We start from the raw sequence: 19426 nt of genomic DNA, 5'->3' as shown, positions 1-19426 counted from the left end.
ATCACTCCGGGGAGGTCGGTTCGGTGTCGACCTGGATCAGCCGCGGGCCGTCCGGGGTCGTCTTGAGCTGGGCGCGCAGGTCGTCTTCGCCGGTGACGGCAGTGGCTTCGACGCCGTACCCGGCGGCGATGGCGGTGAAGTCCATCCCCGGGATCTCCGTGCCGGGGACGTCCGGCGTCCCGAGCAGCCGGCCGAACCACTGCAGTGCTCCGTAGACGCCGTTGCGCAGGATCACGAAGGTGACCGGCACGCGGTAGTGCGCGGCCGACCACAACGCCGTGATGCCGTAGTTGGCCGAGCCGTCGCCGATGACGCCGACGACCGGGCGGTCCGGGCTGCCCATGGCCACGCCGACCGCGGCGGGCAGGCCGAAGCCGAGCCCGCCGGCGGCCGGGAAGAAGTAGGAGCCCTCGCGGCGCAGGTCCATCTGCCGCCACCAGGCCGAGTTCGTCGACGTCGACTCGACGACGTAACGCGTGCCGGCGGCCTGGGTGTCGCGCAGGGCGGCGAAGACCTGCTCCGGGTGCAGCGCCTTCTCGCCGGTCTTGGGTTCCGGGTTTCCGGCGTACCCGCTTTCGGTGTCACGGGCGGGCAGCTTGGCCAGCAGCGCCTCGATCACCGGTGCCGGATCGGCGACCAGCGCCTCGCCCATCGGCGCGCGGGCCGCGGCGCCGAAGTCGTCGGTCACCTGGATCAGCCGGGTGCCCTCCGGCAGGTACGCGCCGGGGACGTGCTGGTGGTAGCGGAAGACCGGCGCGCCGAGCACCAGCACGAGGTCGTGCCCGGTCAGCGCGGCCGAGATCGGCGCGATACCGGCGGGCAGCACGCCGCGGAAGAGGCGGTGCCGGTTGGGGAAGGGCAGCCGGTGCGGCGACGGCGCCACCCAGGTCGGCAGGCCGAGGTGCTCGGCCAGGGCGACGGCCCGGTCGAAGAGCCCGGTGGCGTCGATGTCGCCGCCGAGGACCAGCGCCGGGTTCTTCGCCGCGGCGACAGTCGCGGCGAGGGCGTCGAGCTGGTCCCCGCTCGGCGTCAGACCCTTTTGGACAGTCCGGTCCAGCGTCACGGCGGCGGTGGCGTCCAGCTCGGCGGCCCAGTCGTCGTAGGGCACCGAGAGGTAGGTCGGGCGCCGGTGCAGCTCGGCTTCGAACACCGCCTGCGCGAGGGAGCGGGGCACGTCCTCGGCGCAGCTCGGCTCCCCGGCCCAGCCGACCAGGGGCCGCATCAGCTGGGTGGCGTCGACGTTGGCGAGCATCGCCTCCGGCCCGATCGCCGTGCGGACCTGCTGGCCCGCGGTGAGCACCAGGGGAGAGCGCGAGTAGACGGCGTTGGTGAGCGCGCCCATCGCGTTGCCGGAACCGGCGGCGGCGTGCAGGTTGACCAGCACCGGACGGCCGGTCGCCTGGGCGTAGCCGTCGGCCATCCCGACGACGGCGCCTTCGTGCAGGCCGAGGACGTAGCGGAAGTTCTCCGGCAGTTCGGCGAGGAACGGCAGCTCGTTCGAACCGGGGTTGCCGAAGACGGTGGTCAGGCCACGGCGGTCCAGGAACTCGTGGGCGAGCCGGCGGGCGGTGGGCATCGTGTTGCCTCCTCGAAGTCCGCCCGACCCTATGGAGCTCCGCGGCTGTGTTCCAATAAATGTTGCCTCGGCGGTTCATAGATGGGATCGATGATGCCGGACTTCGACCTGAACCTGGTGCGCACGTTCGTGCTGTTGTACGAGACCCGCAGCGTGACCGCCACGGCCGAATCCCTGCACGTCACGCAGCCGACGATCAGCTACAGCCTGCAGAAGCTGCGGCGCCGGTTCGCCGACGAGCTGTTCCGCCGCACGGGTGGCGGGCTGGTGCCCACGACGACCGCCCGCGCGCTGTACGAACCCCTGCACAGCGCGCTGTCGGAGATCGAGACGGCGGTGAGCGGCGCGAAGTCGTTCTCGCCGTCGAAGGCGCGCGCGGCGTTCACGCTGTGCCTGTCGGACCTGGGGGAGATCTCGCTGCTGCCGCGCCTGATGGCGGCGCTGCCGTCGCGCGCTCCCGGGGTGACGCTGACCGTCCGGCCGCTGGACGTCGACCGCGCGGCCGACCAGCTCGGCCGCGGCGAGATCGACGCGTTCATCGCGTCCCCGCTGATCAGCTCCCAGCGTGTCGCCCGGATCCCGCTGTTTTCCGAGGGCTACCTGGGCATGGTGTCGCTCGACCACCCGCGGCTGGGTGCGGCGGTCTCGTTCGGCCAGCTCGCGGCGGAGCGCCACGTGACGGTGTTCGGCCCGACCGGCCACGACGGCCCCCGCCGCGCGCTGGAGGCGTGCGGCCTGCTCGACCGCGTGGTGCTCGAGGTGACCCGGTTCGCGGCGCTGCCGTACCTGGTGCAGGACGGCGAGCTGGTGGCGATGGTCCCGCGGCTGGTGGCGGAGATGTTCGCGGCCCAGCACCGGGTCCGGCTGTTCGAGCTGCCGCTCGAGGTCGAGCCGGCCCAGGTGTCGGTGTACACGCGGCACACGCACGCCCGCACCCCGGCCCAGCACTGGCTGGTGGGGTTCATGCGCGAGGTGCTCGGTTAGGCCGGATCGCAGCGGGCGCCGTCGAGGGTGAACCCGGTGGGCGCCGGGTTGCCGCGGTCGAAGGAGCCGTTGAAGCCGATGTCGACGGTCGCCCCGGGAGCGAGGGTGAGGTTGTAGGAAACCGCCTTCATGGTGACCCGCGAGCCGCTCTGGCCGAAGTCGCCGTTCCAGCTGTGGGTGACCCGCTGGCCGGCGGTGAAGGTCCAGGTGACGGTCCAGGGCGTGAGCGTCCGGCTGCCGGTGTTGGTGACGGCGACCCCGGCGGTGAAGCCGTTGTTCCACTGGTCGGTGACGGCGTAGCGGACGGTGCAGGGGACGGCCGGAGCGGCCGGGGGAGCGGCCTGAGTGGCGGTCTGCGGCGTGGACGACGTCGGCGAGGCGGAGGTGGCGGTCTGCCGCAGCACGGTGGGCATCGGCGTGGGGCCGGGCGCCGAGGTGGTGGCCGGGGTCCGCGGCGTGGTCGTCGCGGGCGCGAGCGGATCGGGCGCCGTGGCGGCCTGCCGCCCGGGCGAGCTCTCGGAGGTGACGGCGATGACGACCAGGCTGCCGACCACCACGACGGCCCCGGCCGTCGCGGAAGCCCACCGGATCCGCCGCCCGGCCCGCTGCTGCGCGGAGGCGGCCTCGCGGGCCCGCTGTTCGAGCCGTTCCCGGTAGCCCTCCCCGGTCTCGTCCCGCACCCGCGCGCCCGGCGACGCGTCGTCGAGCGACCGCGGTGTCGCCCCGGTCTCGCGGAGGAGCTCGGCGACCGAGAGCTCCTCGTTTCGCCGACGGTGGGCACGCCCCATACCCGGAACCTCCAGTTGTGCGGCCCGACCGGCGAATCCTAGGAATCCCGGGCGGTCTTGTAAATGGTGTGCACGCCTCGTGCACCCGCCGTGCACGACACGCTGATGCCGCGGCGGTTTCCTGGGTTGGTGGCCGGGACACCCGGCCCGGACCCAGGAGGTTTTTCGATGACCGACAAGAAGCTCATCGCCGTCGTCGGCGCCACCGGCCAGCAGGGTGGCGGGCTGGCCCGCGCCATCCTCGACGACCCGGAACAGCGGTTCGCGCTGCGCGCCCTCACGCGGAACCCGGACTCCGAGGCGGCGCGGGCGCTGGCCGCGCGCGGCGCCGAGGTCGTGTCCGCCGACCTCGACGACGAGGCGAGCCTGACGAAGGCGCTCGAAGGCGCGTACGGCGCCTACCTCGTCACGGCGTTCTGGGAGTACAACTCCGTCGAGCGCGAGCACCAGCAGGCACGCGCGATGGCCGGGGCCGCGAAGGCCACCCGGCTCGCGCACGTGATCTGGTCGACGTTGCCCGACACCCGGCTGCACCTGCCGGTCGACGACGACCGCGTCCCGACGCTGCACGGGCGGTACAAGGTGCCGCACTTCGACGGCAAAGCCGAGGCGGAGGCGTTCTTCGTCGAGGCGGGCGTGCCGGCGACGTTCCTGTCCACGACGTTCTACTTCGAGTCCTTCGTGGACTTCTTCCGGCCGGTCCGCGACGACGACGGCGTCCTCGCGCTGCACCTGCCGATGGCCGACCGGCGGCTGCCGGGCATCGCGGCCGAGGACATCGGGCGGACGGCGTTCGGCATCTTCACCCGCGGCCCCGAGCTCGTGGGCGAGACGATCAGCATCTCCGGCGAGAACCTGACCGGCGAGGAGTACGCGGCGGCGTTCGCGAAGGAGCTCGGCACCGACGTCGGCTACCGGCCGATGAGCGTCGAAGACGTGCGCGGGCTGCCGGTGCCCGGCGCGGACGACCTGGCGAACATGTTCGTCTACTACGCCGAGCACGAAAGCGTGTTCGCCGGAGCGCGCGACCCGGAGGCCGTGCGGAAGCTGAACCCGCGGCTGCAGGACTTCGCCACCTGGCTCTCCGCGCACCGCGACGCCTTCAAGGGGCTTTGATGCAGTTCGGCATCTTCGGGGTCGGGGACATCTCGCCCGACCCCGCGACGGGGCGGGCGCCGACCGAGCACCAGCGGATCAAGCGGATGGTCGAGACCGCCGTCCGGGCGGAGGAAGCCGGCCTCGACGTCTACGCGACGGGGGAGCACCACAACCCCCCGTTCGTGCCGTCGTCGCCGACCACGCTGCTGGGGTTCGTGGCGGCGCGCACGAGCCGGATCGTGCTGTCGACGTCGACGACGCTGATCACCACGAACGACCCGGTGAAGATCGCCGAGGACTACGCGATGCTGCAGCACCTGGCGGACGGGCGCCTCGACCTGATGCTGGGCCGCGGCAACACCGGGCCGGTGTACCCGTGGTTCGGCAAGGACATCCGCGACGGCATCGCGCTGGCGGTGGAGAACTACGCGCTGCTGCGGCGGCTGTGGCGCGAGGAGGTCGTGGACTGGTCCGGCAAGTTCCGCACGCCGCTGCAGGGGTTCACGTCGACGCCACGGCCCCTGGACGGCGTGCCGCCGTTCGTCTGGCACGGCTCGATCCGCAGCCCGCAGATCGCCGAGCAGGCGGCCTACTACGGCGACGGGTTCTTCCACAACAACATCTTCTGGCCGCCCGAGCACACCCGGCGGATGATCGCGTTGTACCGCGAACGGTTCGAACACCACGGCCACGGGCCGGCCGAGAAGGCGATCGTCGGCCTCGGCGGCCAGGTGTTCATGCGGCGCCGGTCCCAGGACGCGATCGCCGAGTTCCGGCCGTACTTCGACCACTCGCCGATCTACGGCCACGGGCCGTCCCTCGAGGAGACGATGGCCCAGACACCCCTGGCCGTCGGCAGCCCGCAGCAGGTCATCGACCGCACGATGCGGTTCCGCGAGGACTTCGGCGACTACCAGCGCCAGCTGTTCAACGTGGACGGCATGGGCCTGCCGCACGCGGCGGCGCTGGAGCAGATCGACCTGCTGGGCACCGAAGTGGTCCCGGTCCTGCGGAAGGAGTTCGAGCGCCTGCGCCCACCGGGCGTCCCGGACGATCCTCCCGGCCACCCGGCGGAATAGCCGCCCGTCGCCGCGGGTTGCGCTGAGCGTGACCGATGCGATGCGGTTCGAGGTGCTGGGCCCGGTCCGGGCGTGGCGCGGGGACGTCGAGATCGAGCTGGGCCCGCCCCAGCAGCGGGCCGCCCTGGCGGTGCTGCTGCTGCAGCAGGGCACGCCGCTGTCCCCGGCCCAGCTGGTCTCGGCGCTGTGGGGCGGCGCCGAACCGCGCGCCGCGGTCGGGATGGTCCGCTCGTACGTGTCCCGCCTGCGCCACGCGGGCGTGGCGATCGAGTCGGCCGGCGGCGGCTACGCGATCCGGACGTCGGCGCTGGACGTCACGGAGTTCGAGCGCTTGCTGGCTTCGGCCCGCACGGATCCTGCTCCCGCGTCCGTCCTGCGCGCGGCCCTGCGCCTGTGGCACGGCACGCCGCTGGCCGGGCTGAACGGCTTCGAGGCCGAGCGCGTCCGCCTGGCTCAGCTGCGCCTGACGGCCCGCGAAGACCTGGCGGCGGCCGACATCGCGGAGGGCCGGCACGGGGAAGCGGCGGCCCAGCTGACCGATTTGATCGCGGAGGAGCCGTTGCGGGAGCGGCCGCGCGAGCTGCAGATGCTGGCGCTGTACCGCGCCGGTCGCCAAGCCGAGGCCCTGGAGGTCTTCGCCCGCGCGCAGCGCCTGCTCGAGTCCGAGCTCGGCCTGTACCCCGGTCCGGAGCTGCGGGAGATGCAACGGCGAATCCTGGCCGCGGACCCTTCGCTGGCGCCGGCCGCGAAGTCCCACCCGTCGCAGCTGCCGCCCGACCTCCCGGAGTTCGCCGGCCGAGCGTCGGAGACCGCGGCGCTCGCCGACGCCCTGACCCGGTCGTCGGCCTCGGTCCCGGTGATCGGCATCGAGGGCTTGGCGGCGATCGGCAAGACGGCGCTGGCGGTCCACGTCGGCCACGCCCTGGCCCGGAACTTCCCGGACGGCCGGCTGTTCGTGGACCTGTCGGCGTCGGCGGAACCGCTGGCCGAGCTGCTGCACGGCATCGGCGTCACGGACCCACCGACGTCCCCCAGCGAGAGCGCGGCCCTGTGGCGAACCCGCACGACGGGCCACCGCATGCTGGTGGTCCTCGACAACGCCCGCGACGCCGACGAAGTCCGCCCGCTGCTCCCGGGCGCAGATGGCCCGGCGGTGATCATCACCGCCCGCCGGCGGCTGTACGGCTTGGCCCACGCGCACTGGACCAAGCTGGGTGGCCTGTCCCGGCCGGAGTCGTTGACGCTGCTGGAGCGCCTGATCGGCACGGACCGCGTCCGCCGCGAACCGGCGGAAGCCGAGGCGCTGGCCGCGCGAACGGCGGGCTTCCCCCAGGTGCTGCAGGCGGTCGGAGCCCGCTTGGCCGCCCGCCCGGGATGGACGCTGGCGGCGGCAGCGCACCGCCTGGGCCGCCCAGCCCCAGGAGCACCGGCAACACCCCCGGAGTGCGGAGCGATCGAGAAGCCGTACGAGTCGGCAATGGCCGACCTGCCCCCAGCAGAGGCCAGAGCGTTCAGCCTGCTGTCGAGCACGCCCGAGTTTTCGGTGGCGGCGGCGTCCCAGATCCTCGGGCTGCCCTTGGGCGACACGGCGGTGCTACTGGAATCACTGGCGGACGCCCACCTGTTGGACCCGTCGGGCGCGGACCGATACCGCTACCAGGAGCCACTGCGGGCGTTCGCCCGAAGCCGGGCCGCTGAATCGATGCAGAGGGTGTGAAACTTGCCGATCATGCCAGATGTGGGTCGGGTGCGGACCTGGACCCCCCTGAACGAGGGTGGGGAGGCGCCGTATACTCTTTCTTCAGCAGGTCCGAGTGGCGGAATGGCAGACGCGCTAGCTTGAGGTGCTAGTGCCCTTAACGGGCGTGGGGGTTCAAGTCCCCCCTCGGACACTCAATTACCCCATGAAGCCGCGCGTCGCGGCCAGGTCATAGCAGCAGCTGCCCTCCGGCGGTCTCGTCCGCTGCCGGAGGTACGCGCGGTGAACTACAGCCTTTGACTTCTCGCGTGGGGCCGCCGCACATGATCATTAAGTCATTCGATCTCAGGTAGTCGGCGATCATGGCCCCATCATCGCCTGCGGTCTCAGCGAATCGCACGCGAAGATCGTCGAGTAGGTGATCTTCGCGGACATAGACGTTCTTCGCGAGTTCTGGTGGGCGGTTGCGGGCGCTGGTGTGGCCGTGGCGGCAGCGGTAGCCGGGGCGGCCGTTGACCCAGTGCGAGTCCAGTCGACGGCCGCACAGCTGGCATTGCACGAGTCCTGCCAGCACGTACGTCCTCGTGTCACCGTGCTGTGTGTGCCGGGCCGCGCGCATGCCCTGGATCGCCGCGAAGGTGGCCTCGTCCACGAGAGCCGGATGTGTCACCTTCTTCGACTCGGCCCAACCTCGTGCCGCCGGTGGCCGCACTGGATTACCGTGGTGGGCGGGGCCGGGTGTTCTGGCGCCGTGCCGGTTCCATACTTGCCGTCCGGTGTAGCGAGGGTTCTCGAGGATTCCGGCCACTGTCCGGACGATCCACTCGTGCTTCGTCCGGTGTCGGTTGCGGCCTCGGTCGGCGCTCGAGGGACATGGGACGCCGCGGTCGTTCAGCTCCCGCGCGATCCCGGCCACGCTGCGTCCGGTGGCTCGTTGCTCGAAGATCCACCGCACCCACGGTGCGGTGGCCGGATCGGGTTCTAGACGGTGCAGGCGGCGGCCCCAGCTCGCGTGGGCCCGGTTCGGGTGCGGGCCGGCATCAGCGAGGCGATATCCGTAGGGCGGTCGGCCGCCGAGGAACCTGCCTTGAATGCGGGCCTGGATGTGCATCGCCGCGAGCACGCGGTGCCGAGCCCGTAGTACCTCGCGACGCGACTGGGACCCGAGGAGCAGCATCAATGCCTGGTGCACGGGGTTGTCGAGGTTGACCGGACCGTCGGCTTCGGGCATCCACAGTTGGATGCCTTGCTCCTGGAGTGTGGCCAGTACGGCGTTGAACTGGTCGCCGTAGAACGCTCGCTCGTACTCTCCGATGACGACGGCATCGAATGAGCGGTTCGGGTGTTCCGCGGCGGCCATCAGCTGTGCCGCGGCCGGACGCTCGCGCCAGGGCAACCGACGTGACCATCCGTCGTCGAAGTACTCCGCCACGATCACGCCGTGCCCGCGGATCGTCTCCTCGGCGACCTCCCGCTGCCACCCGAACGATGTCTCCCGGTCCTGGAACTCGACCGTGGACATCCGCCCGTAGAACGCGAACCTCAGCCCACGACCTCCCAGGGTTCTGTGGCGACGCCTGGCCCCGGCCCTACGCGGCGACACAGCGCGTGTCGTGATGTCTCTGCGAGCGGTACTGATCATTGTGGACCTCGGCGCTTGAGGTGGTTCGGCTGAGGGAGGAACGCAGTCGCCCTGCACCGGTGACGGGTTCGGGCCTGATCTGCACTCGAACGGCCGCATTGCAAACCGTCGCGGAGGCTTCGGATGTTGACCTCGATGCTCTACAGGCCGCAGAAGCGGCTGCTCGATCTGACCAAGTTCACGCGCCCTCGAACTTGGCAGGCAAGGCAGAAGACCGCCACGACAGCTAGGGCCGACACACAGACACAGGCCAAGGCAATAGCCACCGCATGCCCTCCAGACCCGGTAGCGTCTCCGCGAGGTATTGGCTGACAGAGCGGTGAACGTGGACCGCGCTGGAAGTTAGGAGATTCGGTGGTCGACGCAGCGGTGGTATCGGCCGTGGCAGGATCCGTGAGCGCGCTCGCTGGCACGGCATCCTCGATCGCCGCATGGAGGAGCGCGCTGGCGAGCCGCAAGGCCGCGAGGGAGAGCCGGGAAGCCTTGGGTTACGCGACACGCCCCTACCTGACGCTCCACACAGTTCGGGACAATCTGCCCGACGCCGCAACCACCGAGACGGTCGAGATCCGAAACGCCGCCGCGTTCTCTGCGGAAAATGTCCAGGTGCTGGTACACGACTCGAACGGGCGGCTCGTCGGCTCCGGCGGGCTACCTTCCATGAAGGCTCAGACGCCGAACTCGTGGACGCCTGGGGCCGCTCTCCAGATTGAGCTGTCCGGCCTGACTCCACTTCAGAACGTCGGTCGGTGATACCCGGTCGCTGACAGCGACGATACGAGCGTCTGACGTTCAAAGGATTCTGCGGTGGGAGCAGGAGATCAGGCTGGTTCGCAAGGTAGTTCCACCGACCGACAGTGACCCCCGTTCGCTGATTGACACCGAGGTATACGAGGTCAGCGAACCGCGGACCATCGCGAAGTCGGGATGACAGCCAGACGATCTCGAGGTCACCGTCGTCGTAAACCGAGCGGCGAGGCGGGGTGTAGTGCACGGCGCGGTCGAGGGCCATGATCAGCGCGACCACGCCGTCGATTTTGTCGCCGCCGTTCGGTGGAGACCGCGATCAGCTTGGCGCCCATTAGGCCGCTGTCGGCGGACACACCGGAAAGGGTCCGCAACCAGCTCCGCTCGCCGCGGGCCATGCTGCGGCGCGGCCACCGGCCGTGGGCAACGTCGCCGGAATAGGCAACGCGCAGCGCCTCGATCGTGAGGCGCCAGTCGAAGGAGTCTCGGACGGTCTGGTCGTCGATGAGGATCGTCAAAGGGAACATCTGTGGGGGGCGAGTCTGGATCGGCGTGGCGCCTCGCGGCGGCTGGTGCTTGGGCCGGTTCCCGGGGGCGGCGTGGCGGCTGACCTAGTCAGGCCTACGAGGCGGGGCATCGCTCCACAAACAACCGTTCGAGATAGAAATCTATTGACGTCCGAACACAGGGTGATCAATCACTCGAACGGGTGCTAATGCGTGACAGTCCGTATGTTGGTCTGGGAAAAATGTAGAAAGACAACAGTCACGGGGGTGACCGAGGCCAGGGCGTTGAAAGGGTGCTGTGCTACGTATCAGCAGGGTGGTGGTCGAGAACTTCAGGAACTTCCGCGCCCTTGAAATCACCCCGTTCCCGTCCGTCGCGGTCATTCTAGGCGAGAACGGTATCGGCAAGTCGAACCTGCTCCACGCCTTGCGGCTGGTGCTTGACCCCGACCTGCCGGACAGTGCCCGACGGCTGAGGGCCGAGGACATTTGCGACTACGCGCCCGGCACGCTGGCCGACGGCGTCGAAGTGCGCATCGAAGTCGAGCTGACCGATATCGAGGGCGACACAGCGGCCGAAGCGACGCTCGACGGCTGCTTCGTCAGCCTGACTCCTCTCGTTGCCCGTCTTGCCTACACCTACCGGCCGCGAGTGGACCCGCAACAGGTCGACCGGCCGCTCACCCGCGACGACTACGACTTCGACATCGTCGGTGGCCCGGACGGTGACCGCGACGCCCGGCGTGTCCGGCGTGACGTGTCGCTGTCCGTGCTGCCGGCGCTGCGCGACGCCGCGGACGCGCTGTCCCGCTACCGCGGTTCACCGCTCCAGGAGCTGCTCGACGCGAATCCGCCGGCACCTTCGGCGCTTGAAGCCGCGGCGAAGGGTATCCAGGAGGTCATGGACGAGCTGGCCACGGACAAGCAAGTCACCAAGGTGGCGGAAGACCTCTCCGCGCGCCTCGCCGACCTGGCCGGGCCGCAGCTCGACGTGATCCCGACCCTCGGCTTCGCCTCCAGCGCGCCAGCCCGCCTGCTGCGGTCGATCCGGCTCTACGTCGATCCCAACCGCTCGCGCAGCGTCGCCGACACCTCCACCGGCAACGCCAACGTGATCTACCTCGGCCTGCTGCTGGAACGGCTGCAGACCCGGCGCGCCACCGGCGCGGTCGTCGCCACGGTGCTGGCCGTCGAGGAGCCGGAAGCCCACGTGCACCCAGTCCTGCAACGCCAGCTGTTCCGCTACTTGCTCCGGAGTGAGACCGGGCTGGTGGTGACCACACATAGCTCGCACGTCGCCGCGGTGACCCGGCTCGACGCCATCGTCCTGCTGCGGCGCGACGAAACCGGTGCCACGGTGGCAGCTACCACCGCCCGAGCCGGACTCTCCCGGGTCCAGCGAGCCGACCTGGAGCGCTATCTCGACGTCAGCCGGGCCGAGTTGCTGTTCTGCTCGGCAGCGATCCTGGTCGAAGGTCAATCGGAGGCGTACCTCCTGCCGGCCCTGGCCTGTGCGCTCGGGTTCGACCTCGACGCGCACGGTGTGATCGTCGCCAACATCGGCGGCACCGACTTCGCGCCCTACCGGTCCCTCCTCGGCGAAAAGGCCCTGGCGGTTCCTCACGTGATCGTCACGGACGGCGATCCCTTGCGGAACGGGGAGTACGTCTTGGCGGGGCTCAAGAGGGCGGCCCGGCTGCTGCCGCCCGGCGACGAGCGGAACGAGCTGATGGACGCGATTGCCACGCTGCTCGAGTACGCCGATCCGGATGTGGACACCACTGAGGAGCAGCAGTGGCTCGTCCCGCACGGCATCTTCGTCGGCGTCCGGACGCTCGAGCTCGATCTCGTGCCGCTGCTGGCCGCTCAGCTGAGCGCGGCACACGTGGAGCTGGTCACGTCACCGGTACTGCGCGCGCGATTCGACGATGCAATGGCGGCCATCGCCGAGGACGACTTCACCGCCGACGACTGCGATGAGGTGCTGCGGCGCGTCGAGCACGTGAGCAAGGGCCGGTACGCCCAGCGGCTCGCCGCCCACGTCGAGACCGCCGGAGCCGGCATCGCGCAAAGAGTCGAACGCGACTTCGCCGAAACGAGCGGTGATGCGGAAGCGGGGGTGGCGTTGCGGGCCCATCTGAGCACTGGCGAACTGATCGCGCTGGGAACGTATGGCTACCTCTTGGCCGCTCTTGACCAAATATCGCGGCGTGTTCGGGGTAGCGGCCTGATCGAGCGTCCCTGCCATGCGCGCAACGGATCGGGCGAAGCGGCGTCCTCGTGACGATCGTGGCAGGGGTGAGCCCGAGTCTCGCCGCCGAGCTCGCCGGGCTCAACGACGATCAACGAGCCGTGGCCCGCCACACCGGTGACAGTGTGGTCCGCGCCGGTCCCGGTTCCGGGAAAACCCGCGCCTTGGTGGCGAAAGTAGGCTACCTGCTGGACGTACAGGTGCCACCGCGGCAAGGCGTGGCTGCCATCACCTACACCCGGCAGGCTGCACAGGAGATCACCACCCGGCTCGACCGGCTCGGCATCCGGCCCGGCCGTCGGCTGGCCTGCGGCACGGTCCACAGCTGGTGCTTATCGGCCATCCTGCGTCCCTACGGCCCGTTGCTCGGCATCCCGGTCCCGGAGCAGGGGACAGTGATCGACGACAAGGCCAGCGAGTGGGTCAGGCTCCTGCAGCGCTGCTTCGACGACGTCGGCTTGTCCAATCAGGCCCAGTACGAAACCGCCGCCATCACCAAGCTACGCCGGGAACTCGCCGCCGGACTGATCGGCGACGACGACACCAGTCCGATGGTCGCCTCGGCGCGGCTGTTCGACGAGCGGTTGCTCGGCGCCGGCCGGTGGGACTTCGACGCGATGGTGGCGCGGTCGCTGCGCATCGTGCGCGAGCACCCCGCCGTCGGCCGACTACTCGCCTCCCGGTACTCGTGGCTGGTGGTGGACGAGTACCAGGACCTCGGGCCGGTCCTGCACGCGCTCGTGCTCGCCCTGCACGACGCGGCAGGCGTGAGTATCGCGGCGTTCGGAGACCCCGATCAGTCCGTGATGGGCTTCACCGGCGCCGATCCGCGGTACCTGAACGAATTGGCCGCACGTGGCGACTTCCGCGACCACTCCCTCGGGGTGAACTACCGGTGCGGCCAAGCCATCGTCGCGGCCAGCCACGCCGCCCTCCGGGAACCCCGCACCTATCGGGCGGTGCCCGGCCGGGCGGACGACGGGGCCATCGAGCCGATCATGGCCGACGGAGGGCTCGACGAACACGCCGCGATCGTGGCAGGCAAGATCGACGCGCTGCTCGCGAGCGGGGTGGCCGGCCACGACATCGCGGTCTTGTACCCCGCCCGAGGACCCTTGCTGTCGGCCTTGATCGACGAGTTCGACGCCGGACGCATTCCCTATGTGAATGAGCGGGATGAACGGCTGCCCAGCGGTGAGCTCGCCGACTTCGTTCGCGACTGCGCGGCCCGCGCCGTTGCCGGACATCAGCCGGCTGGACTGGGCCCGGACACCGGTGCGACCTCGGTCGCCACCTTGGGCGACCTGGTACGGGCATACGCTACGGTGCGCGAAGCCGCCGGGCTGCCACCGCTCGACCGTCGTGCCGCGGGCCGGAAGTTCGCCGGCCTGCTCAACGGTTTCCGGTCGGAAGAACCACCACTGCACGCGTGGCTGACCGACCTGATCCGGGAACTCGAGCTAGACGCTATCGCCGCAGGCAGCTCCGCCGTCCGAGACCAGCAAGCTCTGGGAAAGTTCCGAGAGGCTGCCAGCGCGTATGGCCTTGAAGTGCGGGACATCGCCGCCGGCGCGTTGCGGGCTGGCAAGGTCACGTTGACTACCTACCATTCCGCGAAGGGCCGGGAGTGGGATGTCGTGATCCTGCCGGGTCTGGTCGAAGGCATCATGCCCGGTCGTCGGTGGTCGGGACGGTTGCGCGTGCACCCCGAGCCGAACCCGGACCGACTGGCGCAGGACCGGCGTTCGTTCTACGTCGGGCTCACCCGGGCCAAGCGAGCGCTTGTGCTGGTCTACGGTTCGTTCTGGGAGACGGATTGGGGTTCGAAGAACGAATACGGGGTTTCCCGGTTCGCTCGAGACGTTCTTCGGCACCTGGGTGTGGAATGAGGACGAATCCGCGGCGCGGGCCGGCTATTTGTCCGGGCAGTCCGCTTCGGTCCAGGCCGCGGTCATGTCGAGGCTGACGATGGTGAGCGATCCGTCGAGGAAGCCGATTGCAGGGCCGCATCCCGTGCTCATGGGCTGGATCTCGTCCAGCGTGACCGCGCGAAGCCGGTCCAGCGGACCAGCATGTGCGGCACCCTATTGCGCTCGTCAAGTGCCCGTAAAGTCGCTGTCCGGTGATAATTGCTGTGACCGTGACCGCCTCCAGCACCAGGTGCGCGTACCGGAGACAGTATCCGGCCTCGTCGGTGGCGCCGCGCTCGTGGAGTCCTCCGGCGACGCCGGGGTCCGCGTGATGAAAGAGGGTGATCTTGGGAGGGGACAGCATGGGGCCGACGATCCGGACTGAGGTGGCTACCGGGAAGGCGGACATCACGCCACCGCCCGGTATCGCGTTGGCCGGATACGGTCTCGATACTCCGAGGATCGCGACGGGAACGTGTACGCCGCTGACGGTCCGGTGCACAGTGTTGTGGATGGCCGGGAATCCGTCTGTGCTGGTGACCGCCGATCTGCTCGGATTTCCGCGCCGGCTGCACCAGCGGATCCGGGCGGCGGTGGTCGGGCTGGGTGTCGGCTCCGCGGACTTCGTGCTGACGGCCACGCATACACACAACGGGCCAGTGGTCAGCACGGACGTCACAGCTTACACGCTGTACAACATCACCAATTCGCAGCAGCTGGACCTGATCACCGCCTACGCCGAGTGGGTCGGGGAGCGGGTCGTCGCCCTGGTGCGGGATACCCTGGCCGCCCCGGCTCGCCCATGCGTGCTTGATTACCAGGTCACGGGTCAGTCGTTCTCGATCAACCGCGAGGCGATGCCCGAGGTCGAGACGCAGTTGCCTGTGCTCGTGGCCCGCTCTGCGGGCGGGGATCCGCTGACGATCCTGTTCGGCTATGGCTGCCACCCGGTCGCGGCGCCGATGCTGGCCGAGTTCGATGCCGACTACCCGGGTCGAGCGATCGCGGTGATCGAACAGTCGACCGGGGTGTTCGCGCAGTTCCTGCCCGGCGCGGCCGGCGACCAGAACCCGGAACCGGTGAACAGCTGGATCGGTGTGGAAGCTGCCGGTGCCGGGCTCGGCGAGGCGGTCGTCAGGGCCGCGGCGTCGCCGGGGCGGCCGGTGTCCGGGCCTGTTGAGAGTGCCTATGCCGAGCTTGACGTTCCCCTTGATCTCCCGCCCGATCTCGACGGCTTTCGGCAGCAGTTCGCCGCCCGCCAGGCCAACACGGCGATGCCGGGATGGATGCGCCGGCACGCCGAGATCATGATCGGCCAGATCGACGACGGCTCATACGCCACCGGCGTGACAGTGCCGCTGCAAGGGTGGGTCTTCACGGGCGGGGAACCTCTGCGGATCGCGATGATCAGCGGCGAACCGGTCGCCGGCTACGCAGCTCGGCTCCGGCAGCGCCATGGCGGCCCAGACGGGGCCTGGGTGCTCGGGTATACCGGAGAGCTACCGGCCTACCTGCCCACCGACGACCTCCTGGCCGCCGGCGGGGCATGGCAGTACGCCAGCGGCTGGTCACCCGATCACCCGCAGATCGGTGGTGGTGCGATGTGCTGCTACGGCCTGATCGGCCACTTCCGCAGCCAGGGCCAAGACGGTGCTGTCGAGACCACGATCATAAACGGCCTTGCCGAGCTGCTGTCACGACGCCGCTGTGGCTGAGTGAAACGAACGTCAACAGGCCCTCGCGCTGGTCAGTTCGGCCGGGGACGTCGGCTGTGGTGAGTGGATGCGTACGGTAAAGCGTGCGCCGCGGTCGATCTCATCGACGCTGAGTGTGCCGTGGTGGACGGCGGCGATTCGGCGGGTGATCGACAGGCCGAGGCCGGTGCCGCCGGTGTCACGGGTGCGGGCGTCGTCAAGGCGGGTGAAGCGGTCGAAGATGCGTTCACGGTCGGCTGCGGGAATGGCGGGTCCGTCGTTGGCGACGTCGAGGAAAGCCTCGGTTCTGGTGGCGACGAGTCGGACGGTGATGTTGTGCTCGGCATAGCATTCGGCGTTGTCGAGCAGATTGCCCAGGAGCCGCGCCAGCAGTGCGCGTCGGCCGCGGACGTGCACCGTTCCGGGCGGCGGAACATCACGAGTGAGCGTGAGTTGCGCGGGCGTCGGCCTGCCGGTCTCCTCGGTGATGAGGACTACCAGGTCGACGGTGTCTTCAAGGTCGAGGCTGGCGGCGTCCAGGCGTTTCAGCAGGAGCAGGTCGCTGGCAAGGTCCTGCAAGCGCAGCGTTTCGCCGAGGGCGTCCTCGATGACCTGTCGCCACTGGGCCGCTCCGGGTGGGCTTGGGCGATTTCGAGTTCGGCCGTGCGCCGCGCGTTTCGGTAACGGCGAACCCCGCGCGTACGACTCGTATTGCGACCGGAGGAGCGTGGGAATGGCCGACACGATGTTGGTGCAGGCGGAGACACCGGGCGGCGAGACCGTTGTCGTGCCCGTCGTGGATCTAGACGCGATCGGCGAGGGTGGGGGAGAGCAGAAGGTCGCTGCCGGGCTGCCCAGCCTCTCCGGCGCGCTGGACTCGATCAAGGACTTCACCGGTGAGCTGCGCAAGGCGCTGAAGGCAATGCAACCGGAGAAGACCACGGTCGAGTTCTCGGTGGGTTTCGCCATGGAAGCCGGCAAGATCACCGCGATGTTCGCCGACGGCAAAGCCGAAGGGTCAGTCAAGATCACCATGGAGTGGGCGAAGGACTGAAGCCCGCCGTGCGCAGCCTGGCGACCCGCCACCGCGACAACCTGATCGAGGCCACCGTCCGCGTTCTGGCCGTGGACCCGGACGGGCGCACGCCGTCGACCGGGACGGGTTTCTTCGTCGCTCCCGGCAAAGTGGTCACGTGCGCGCACGTCGTTCCGGCCGGGCGCCGCTATGTCGTTCAGTACCGTGGTGAGGAGTACGACGCGACGCTGCTGGTCCGGGAGCCGAACACCGGTGCCGAGGCCAATTTCGCCTACCCGGACGTCGCGCTGCTCTCCGTCGACGTCGCCGATTGCGCGGTCGTTCCAGTGGGAAGCACCTTCCCGGAAGCAGGCCGAGAGCTGTACGCGTACGGCTGTCCCCTGATCGTGCGGTTGCCGGTCTGGGATCACCTCGACCTCGTCAGCGAGGGGCAGCGGGTCCGCGACGGGACGACCGATGTGTTCGTCAAGACCAAAGGCAGCCAGGTGCAGCCGGGCGCGAGCGGTGCGGGCACCATTGATCTGCGGACCGGAGAGCTGGTCGGCATGCTCGCGCAGACCCGGGACGCGAAACTCGATCTCGGTGGGGCGCTGATCCCGGCGGGCACGATTCTCGACGTCCTCGCGACCGCCGGGCACGACGTCCGAGCCGCTAACCAGGAGGCCGCAGCCGACGTGGTGACGCTTGCCGGGGCTCGGCGGCGGCTCAATTTGGTTTTGCAACTGCTGGCTGTCGACCTCGACGACGCTGGTCCGGTCGTCTGGCGGTCGATGCTGATGGCCTTGGATAACTCGCCACCAGAAGGGCTCGACGCCTTCGAAACCGCGCTGGCGCTGCTGAACCTCGATCTGGAAGACCTCGGCAACGCCCTGGAGGAGCTCGCGCGGGTGACCAGGTCGCCGGCCAAGCCGATTCGGCTGCTCTCCGGTGCGGCTTCCTTCGCGTGGTACGCGAAACGCCCGCTCGTCGAACCGGACACCGCGATCCAGCTGGCCCGGGAACGCGCCTGCGAAGAACCGCGGGTCGTCCACCTGCCCGCGGCCTGCGATCTCACCGTCAAGCTGCACGCCGGTCGCGCGGCCGTGGACCAGCACTGGGAGGTCATCCCGGTGTCCATTGTGGATGCCGAAACCGATGCGGAGACGGGACTGCCCCGCCGGCTGGTCACCGCCGCGCGCTGGAGCCTGCTGGATCGGGACGGGGTGCTCGTGGACGAAGACGACCCGGATGGCATCGACGCAGCCTGGGCGCAGTCCGGCGCCCAGGTCCGCGCGCGGATCGGCCGTCGGCTGCTGCTGGTACTGCCGGCCACGATCGCCGACACGGGCCTCGTCGAGGCGCTGCGGCGCGAATTCGCTCCGTGCATGTTCGCGCTGGCTGGGCGGTCGCTGTCGGCCGCGTTGCGGAGGAATTCCGCGCTGCTGGAGCTGAGCCCGTCCCTGGACGACGTCACCGAACTGGCCGCCGACGTCCGGTACCGCCAGATCACCCGCAAGATCGAGCGGGCTTCGAGTAGATGAAGGGCTTGATCGGATGAACGACTACATGAAGATCTTCGACCCGCCGTTGGTACCGGAGCCCGCACCACTCGAGCCGCTCGCCGACCGGTCGGCCGTCGCAAGCTATGTGTACGAAGAAGGTCTTGTGCTCGCGGTGAACGTCGCGCTCGCCACCCGGCGTCCGTTGCTGGTTCGCGGCCGGCCGGGCACGGGGAAGAGTTCGCTCGCGCGCAACGTCGCGATGCACCTCGGGTGGCGGTTCTACTCGCGCACCGTCTCCTCGCGCACCCGGGCGCAGGACCTGCTCTGGGAGGTCGACGAGGTGGCCCGGCTTTCCGACGCGTCGGCCCACCAGGCCAGGCCGCGCCGGGAGTACCTGATACCCGGCGTGCTCTGGTGGGCCTACTCACCGGTGACGGCGGCCGAGCACCGGCGGCCCGATCCCAACGAAGGTGCCGAAGACGAGAACGCGGTGGTCCTGCTCGACGAAATCGACAAGGCGGAGCCCGACGTGCCCAACGACCTGCTGGAGCCGCTCGGCCTCTACCGGTTCCGGACGGACGAGGGTGACCTGGTCGAAGCGGCCTCGGCCCCGCTGGTGGTGCTGACCACGAACGAAGAGCGCGACTTGCCCAAGGCATTTCTTCGCCGCTGCGTCGTCTACTCGCTGCCGATGCCGACCCACATCCGGCTGCGGCAGATCGCCGCGGTGCGGTTCGGGCCGGATGCTGCGCTCTACAGCCGGGTCACCGACGTTTTCGGGCCGGAGACCGGGGGACCGGCGGACGTGAGCGTCGCGGAGTACCTCGACGCCGTCGCCGCCGCCCGTGAGCTGGGCGTTCGGCCCGGTCACCCGTTGTGGGAGGCCGTGCTCGAGTCGACGACCAGCAAGCAACCCGCACTCGAGCTGCGCTGAC

At 69.8% G+C, this 19426-nt stretch carries 16 protein-coding genes and 1 tRNA gene; 12 read left to right on the top strand and 5 right to left on the bottom strand.

Annotated features, from left to right (window positions below):
- Position 1: 1 nt before the first annotated feature.
- The gene (mdlC, locus tag Q5425_RS03325; protein ID WP_308670569.1) at positions 2 to 1576 is read right to left on the bottom strand and encodes a benzoylformate decarboxylase; all 1575 of its coding nucleotides are present in this window, start codon (positions 1574 to 1576) and stop codon (positions 2 to 4) included.
- Between the two features lie 81 nt (positions 1577 to 1657).
- On the opposite strand from mdlC, the gene Q5425_RS03320 reads away from it, so the two are divergent.
- Complete coding sequence (locus tag Q5425_RS03320; RefSeq protein WP_308670568.1) at positions 1658 to 2560, top strand: LysR family transcriptional regulator; 903 nt, start codon at positions 1658 to 1660, stop codon at positions 2558 to 2560.
- On the opposite strand, the gene Q5425_RS03315 is transcribed toward Q5425_RS03320, so the two are convergent.
- Complete coding sequence (locus tag Q5425_RS03315) at positions 2557 to 3348, bottom strand: cellulose-binding domain-containing protein (RefSeq protein ID WP_308670567.1); 792 nt, start codon at positions 3346 to 3348, stop codon at positions 2557 to 2559. The genes Q5425_RS03320 and Q5425_RS03315 overlap by 4 nt on opposite strands.
- 168 nt (positions 3349 to 3516) lie before the next feature.
- Between Q5425_RS03315 and Q5425_RS03310 the strand changes: the two genes are divergently transcribed.
- The 4 genes from Q5425_RS03310 (at position 3517) to Q5425_RS03295 (ending at position 7417) form a co-directional block, all read left to right on the top strand.
- Complete coding sequence (locus tag Q5425_RS03310) at positions 3517 to 4464, top strand: NmrA/HSCARG family protein (protein ID WP_308670566.1); 948 nt, start codon at positions 3517 to 3519, stop codon at positions 4462 to 4464.
- Positions 4464 to 5525: a CE1758 family FMN-dependent luciferase-like monooxygenase gene (locus tag Q5425_RS03305; RefSeq protein ID WP_308670565.1), complete on the top strand. Its 1062-nt coding sequence runs from the start codon at positions 4464 to 4466 to the stop codon at positions 5523 to 5525. The genes Q5425_RS03310 and Q5425_RS03305 overlap by 1 nt, the downstream gene beginning before the upstream one ends.
- Before the next feature lie 28 nt (positions 5526 to 5553).
- Positions 5554 to 7242 carry an AfsR/SARP family transcriptional regulator gene (locus Q5425_RS03300; RefSeq protein ID WP_308670564.1) on the top strand — a complete coding sequence of 563 codons (1689 nt, stop codon included), beginning with the start codon at positions 5554 to 5556 and terminating at the stop codon, positions 7240 to 7242.
- A 91-nt stretch (positions 7243 to 7333) separates the two neighbouring features.
- Positions 7334 to 7417 (top strand) — tRNA-Leu (locus tag Q5425_RS03295).
- A gap of 36 nt (positions 7418 to 7453) precedes the next feature.
- Here Q5425_RS03295 and Q5425_RS03290 read toward each other — a convergent pair.
- Positions 7454 to 8746, bottom strand: coding sequence for a recombinase family protein (locus Q5425_RS03290; protein ID WP_308670563.1), 1293 nt, complete (start codon positions 8744 to 8746; stop codon positions 7454 to 7456).
- Between the two features lie 474 nt (positions 8747 to 9220).
- Here Q5425_RS03290 and Q5425_RS03285 point away from each other — a divergent pair, with 474 nt between their 5' ends.
- The gene (locus tag Q5425_RS03285; RefSeq protein ID WP_308670562.1) at positions 9221 to 9619 is read left to right on the top strand and encodes a hypothetical protein; all 399 of its coding nucleotides are present in this window, start codon (positions 9221 to 9223) and stop codon (positions 9617 to 9619) included.
- Between the two features lie 197 nt (positions 9620 to 9816).
- On the opposite strand, the gene Q5425_RS03280 is transcribed toward Q5425_RS03285, so the two are convergent.
- Positions 9817 to 10131 (bottom strand): hypothetical protein, encoded by a 315-nt coding sequence (locus Q5425_RS03280; protein WP_308670561.1) that lies wholly within the window; start codon positions 10129 to 10131, stop codon positions 9817 to 9819.
- 307 nt (positions 10132 to 10438) lie between these two features.
- Here Q5425_RS03280 and Q5425_RS03275 point away from each other — a divergent pair, with 307 nt between their 5' ends.
- The 3 genes from Q5425_RS03275 (at position 10439) to Q5425_RS03265 (ending at position 15995) form a co-directional block, all read left to right on the top strand.
- A complete protein-coding gene (locus Q5425_RS03275) occupies positions 10439 to 12403 on the top strand; it encodes an AAA family ATPase (protein ID WP_308670560.1) in 1965 nt (654 codons plus the stop codon).
- Positions 12400 to 14259 (top strand): ATP-dependent helicase, encoded by a 1860-nt coding sequence (locus tag Q5425_RS03270; RefSeq protein ID WP_308670559.1) that lies wholly within the window; start codon positions 12400 to 12402, stop codon positions 14257 to 14259. The genes Q5425_RS03275 and Q5425_RS03270 overlap by 4 nt, the downstream gene beginning before the upstream one ends.
- 533 nt (positions 14260 to 14792) lie before the next feature.
- Positions 14793 to 15995 carry a hypothetical protein gene (locus tag Q5425_RS03265; RefSeq protein ID WP_308670558.1) on the top strand — a complete coding sequence of 401 codons (1203 nt, stop codon included), beginning with the start codon at positions 14793 to 14795 and terminating at the stop codon, positions 15993 to 15995.
- Positions 15996 to 16007: 12 nt separating this feature from the next.
- Here the strand turns inward: Q5425_RS03265 and Q5425_RS03260 are convergent, their stop codons facing one another.
- Positions 16008 to 16553 carry an ATP-binding protein gene (locus tag Q5425_RS03260; RefSeq protein ID WP_308670557.1) on the bottom strand — a complete coding sequence of 182 codons (546 nt, stop codon included), beginning with the start codon at positions 16551 to 16553 and terminating at the stop codon, positions 16008 to 16010.
- Positions 16554 to 16707: 154 nt separating this feature from the next.
- On the opposite strand from Q5425_RS03260, the gene Q5425_RS03255 reads away from it, so the two are divergent.
- The 3 genes from Q5425_RS03255 (at position 16708) to Q5425_RS03245 (ending at position 19425) form a co-directional block, all read left to right on the top strand.
- On the top strand, positions 16708 to 17028 hold the full coding sequence (locus tag Q5425_RS03255; protein WP_308670556.1) for a CU044_2847 family protein: 321 nt from the start codon (positions 16708 to 16710) through the stop codon (positions 17026 to 17028).
- Positions 17029 to 17099: 71 nt separating this feature from the next.
- Entirely contained in the window at positions 17100 to 18530 is a 1431-nt protein-coding gene (locus tag Q5425_RS03250) for a serine protease (protein ID WP_308670555.1), read from the top strand.
- A gap of 13 nt (positions 18531 to 18543) precedes the next feature.
- The gene (locus Q5425_RS03245) at positions 18544 to 19425 is read left to right on the top strand and encodes a MoxR family ATPase (protein ID WP_308670554.1); all 882 of its coding nucleotides are present in this window, start codon (positions 18544 to 18546) and stop codon (positions 19423 to 19425) included.
- The last annotated feature ends 1 nt before the right edge of the window (position 19426 follow it).

Origin of the sequence: Amycolatopsis sp. A133 (genome assembly GCF_031082405.1) — a bacterium.
Classification (GTDB): domain Bacteria; phylum Actinomycetota; class Actinomycetes; order Mycobacteriales; family Pseudonocardiaceae; genus Amycolatopsis.
The sequence above is the reverse complement of the archived record's forward strand: the minus strand, read 5'-3'. Positions and strand labels throughout refer to the sequence as shown.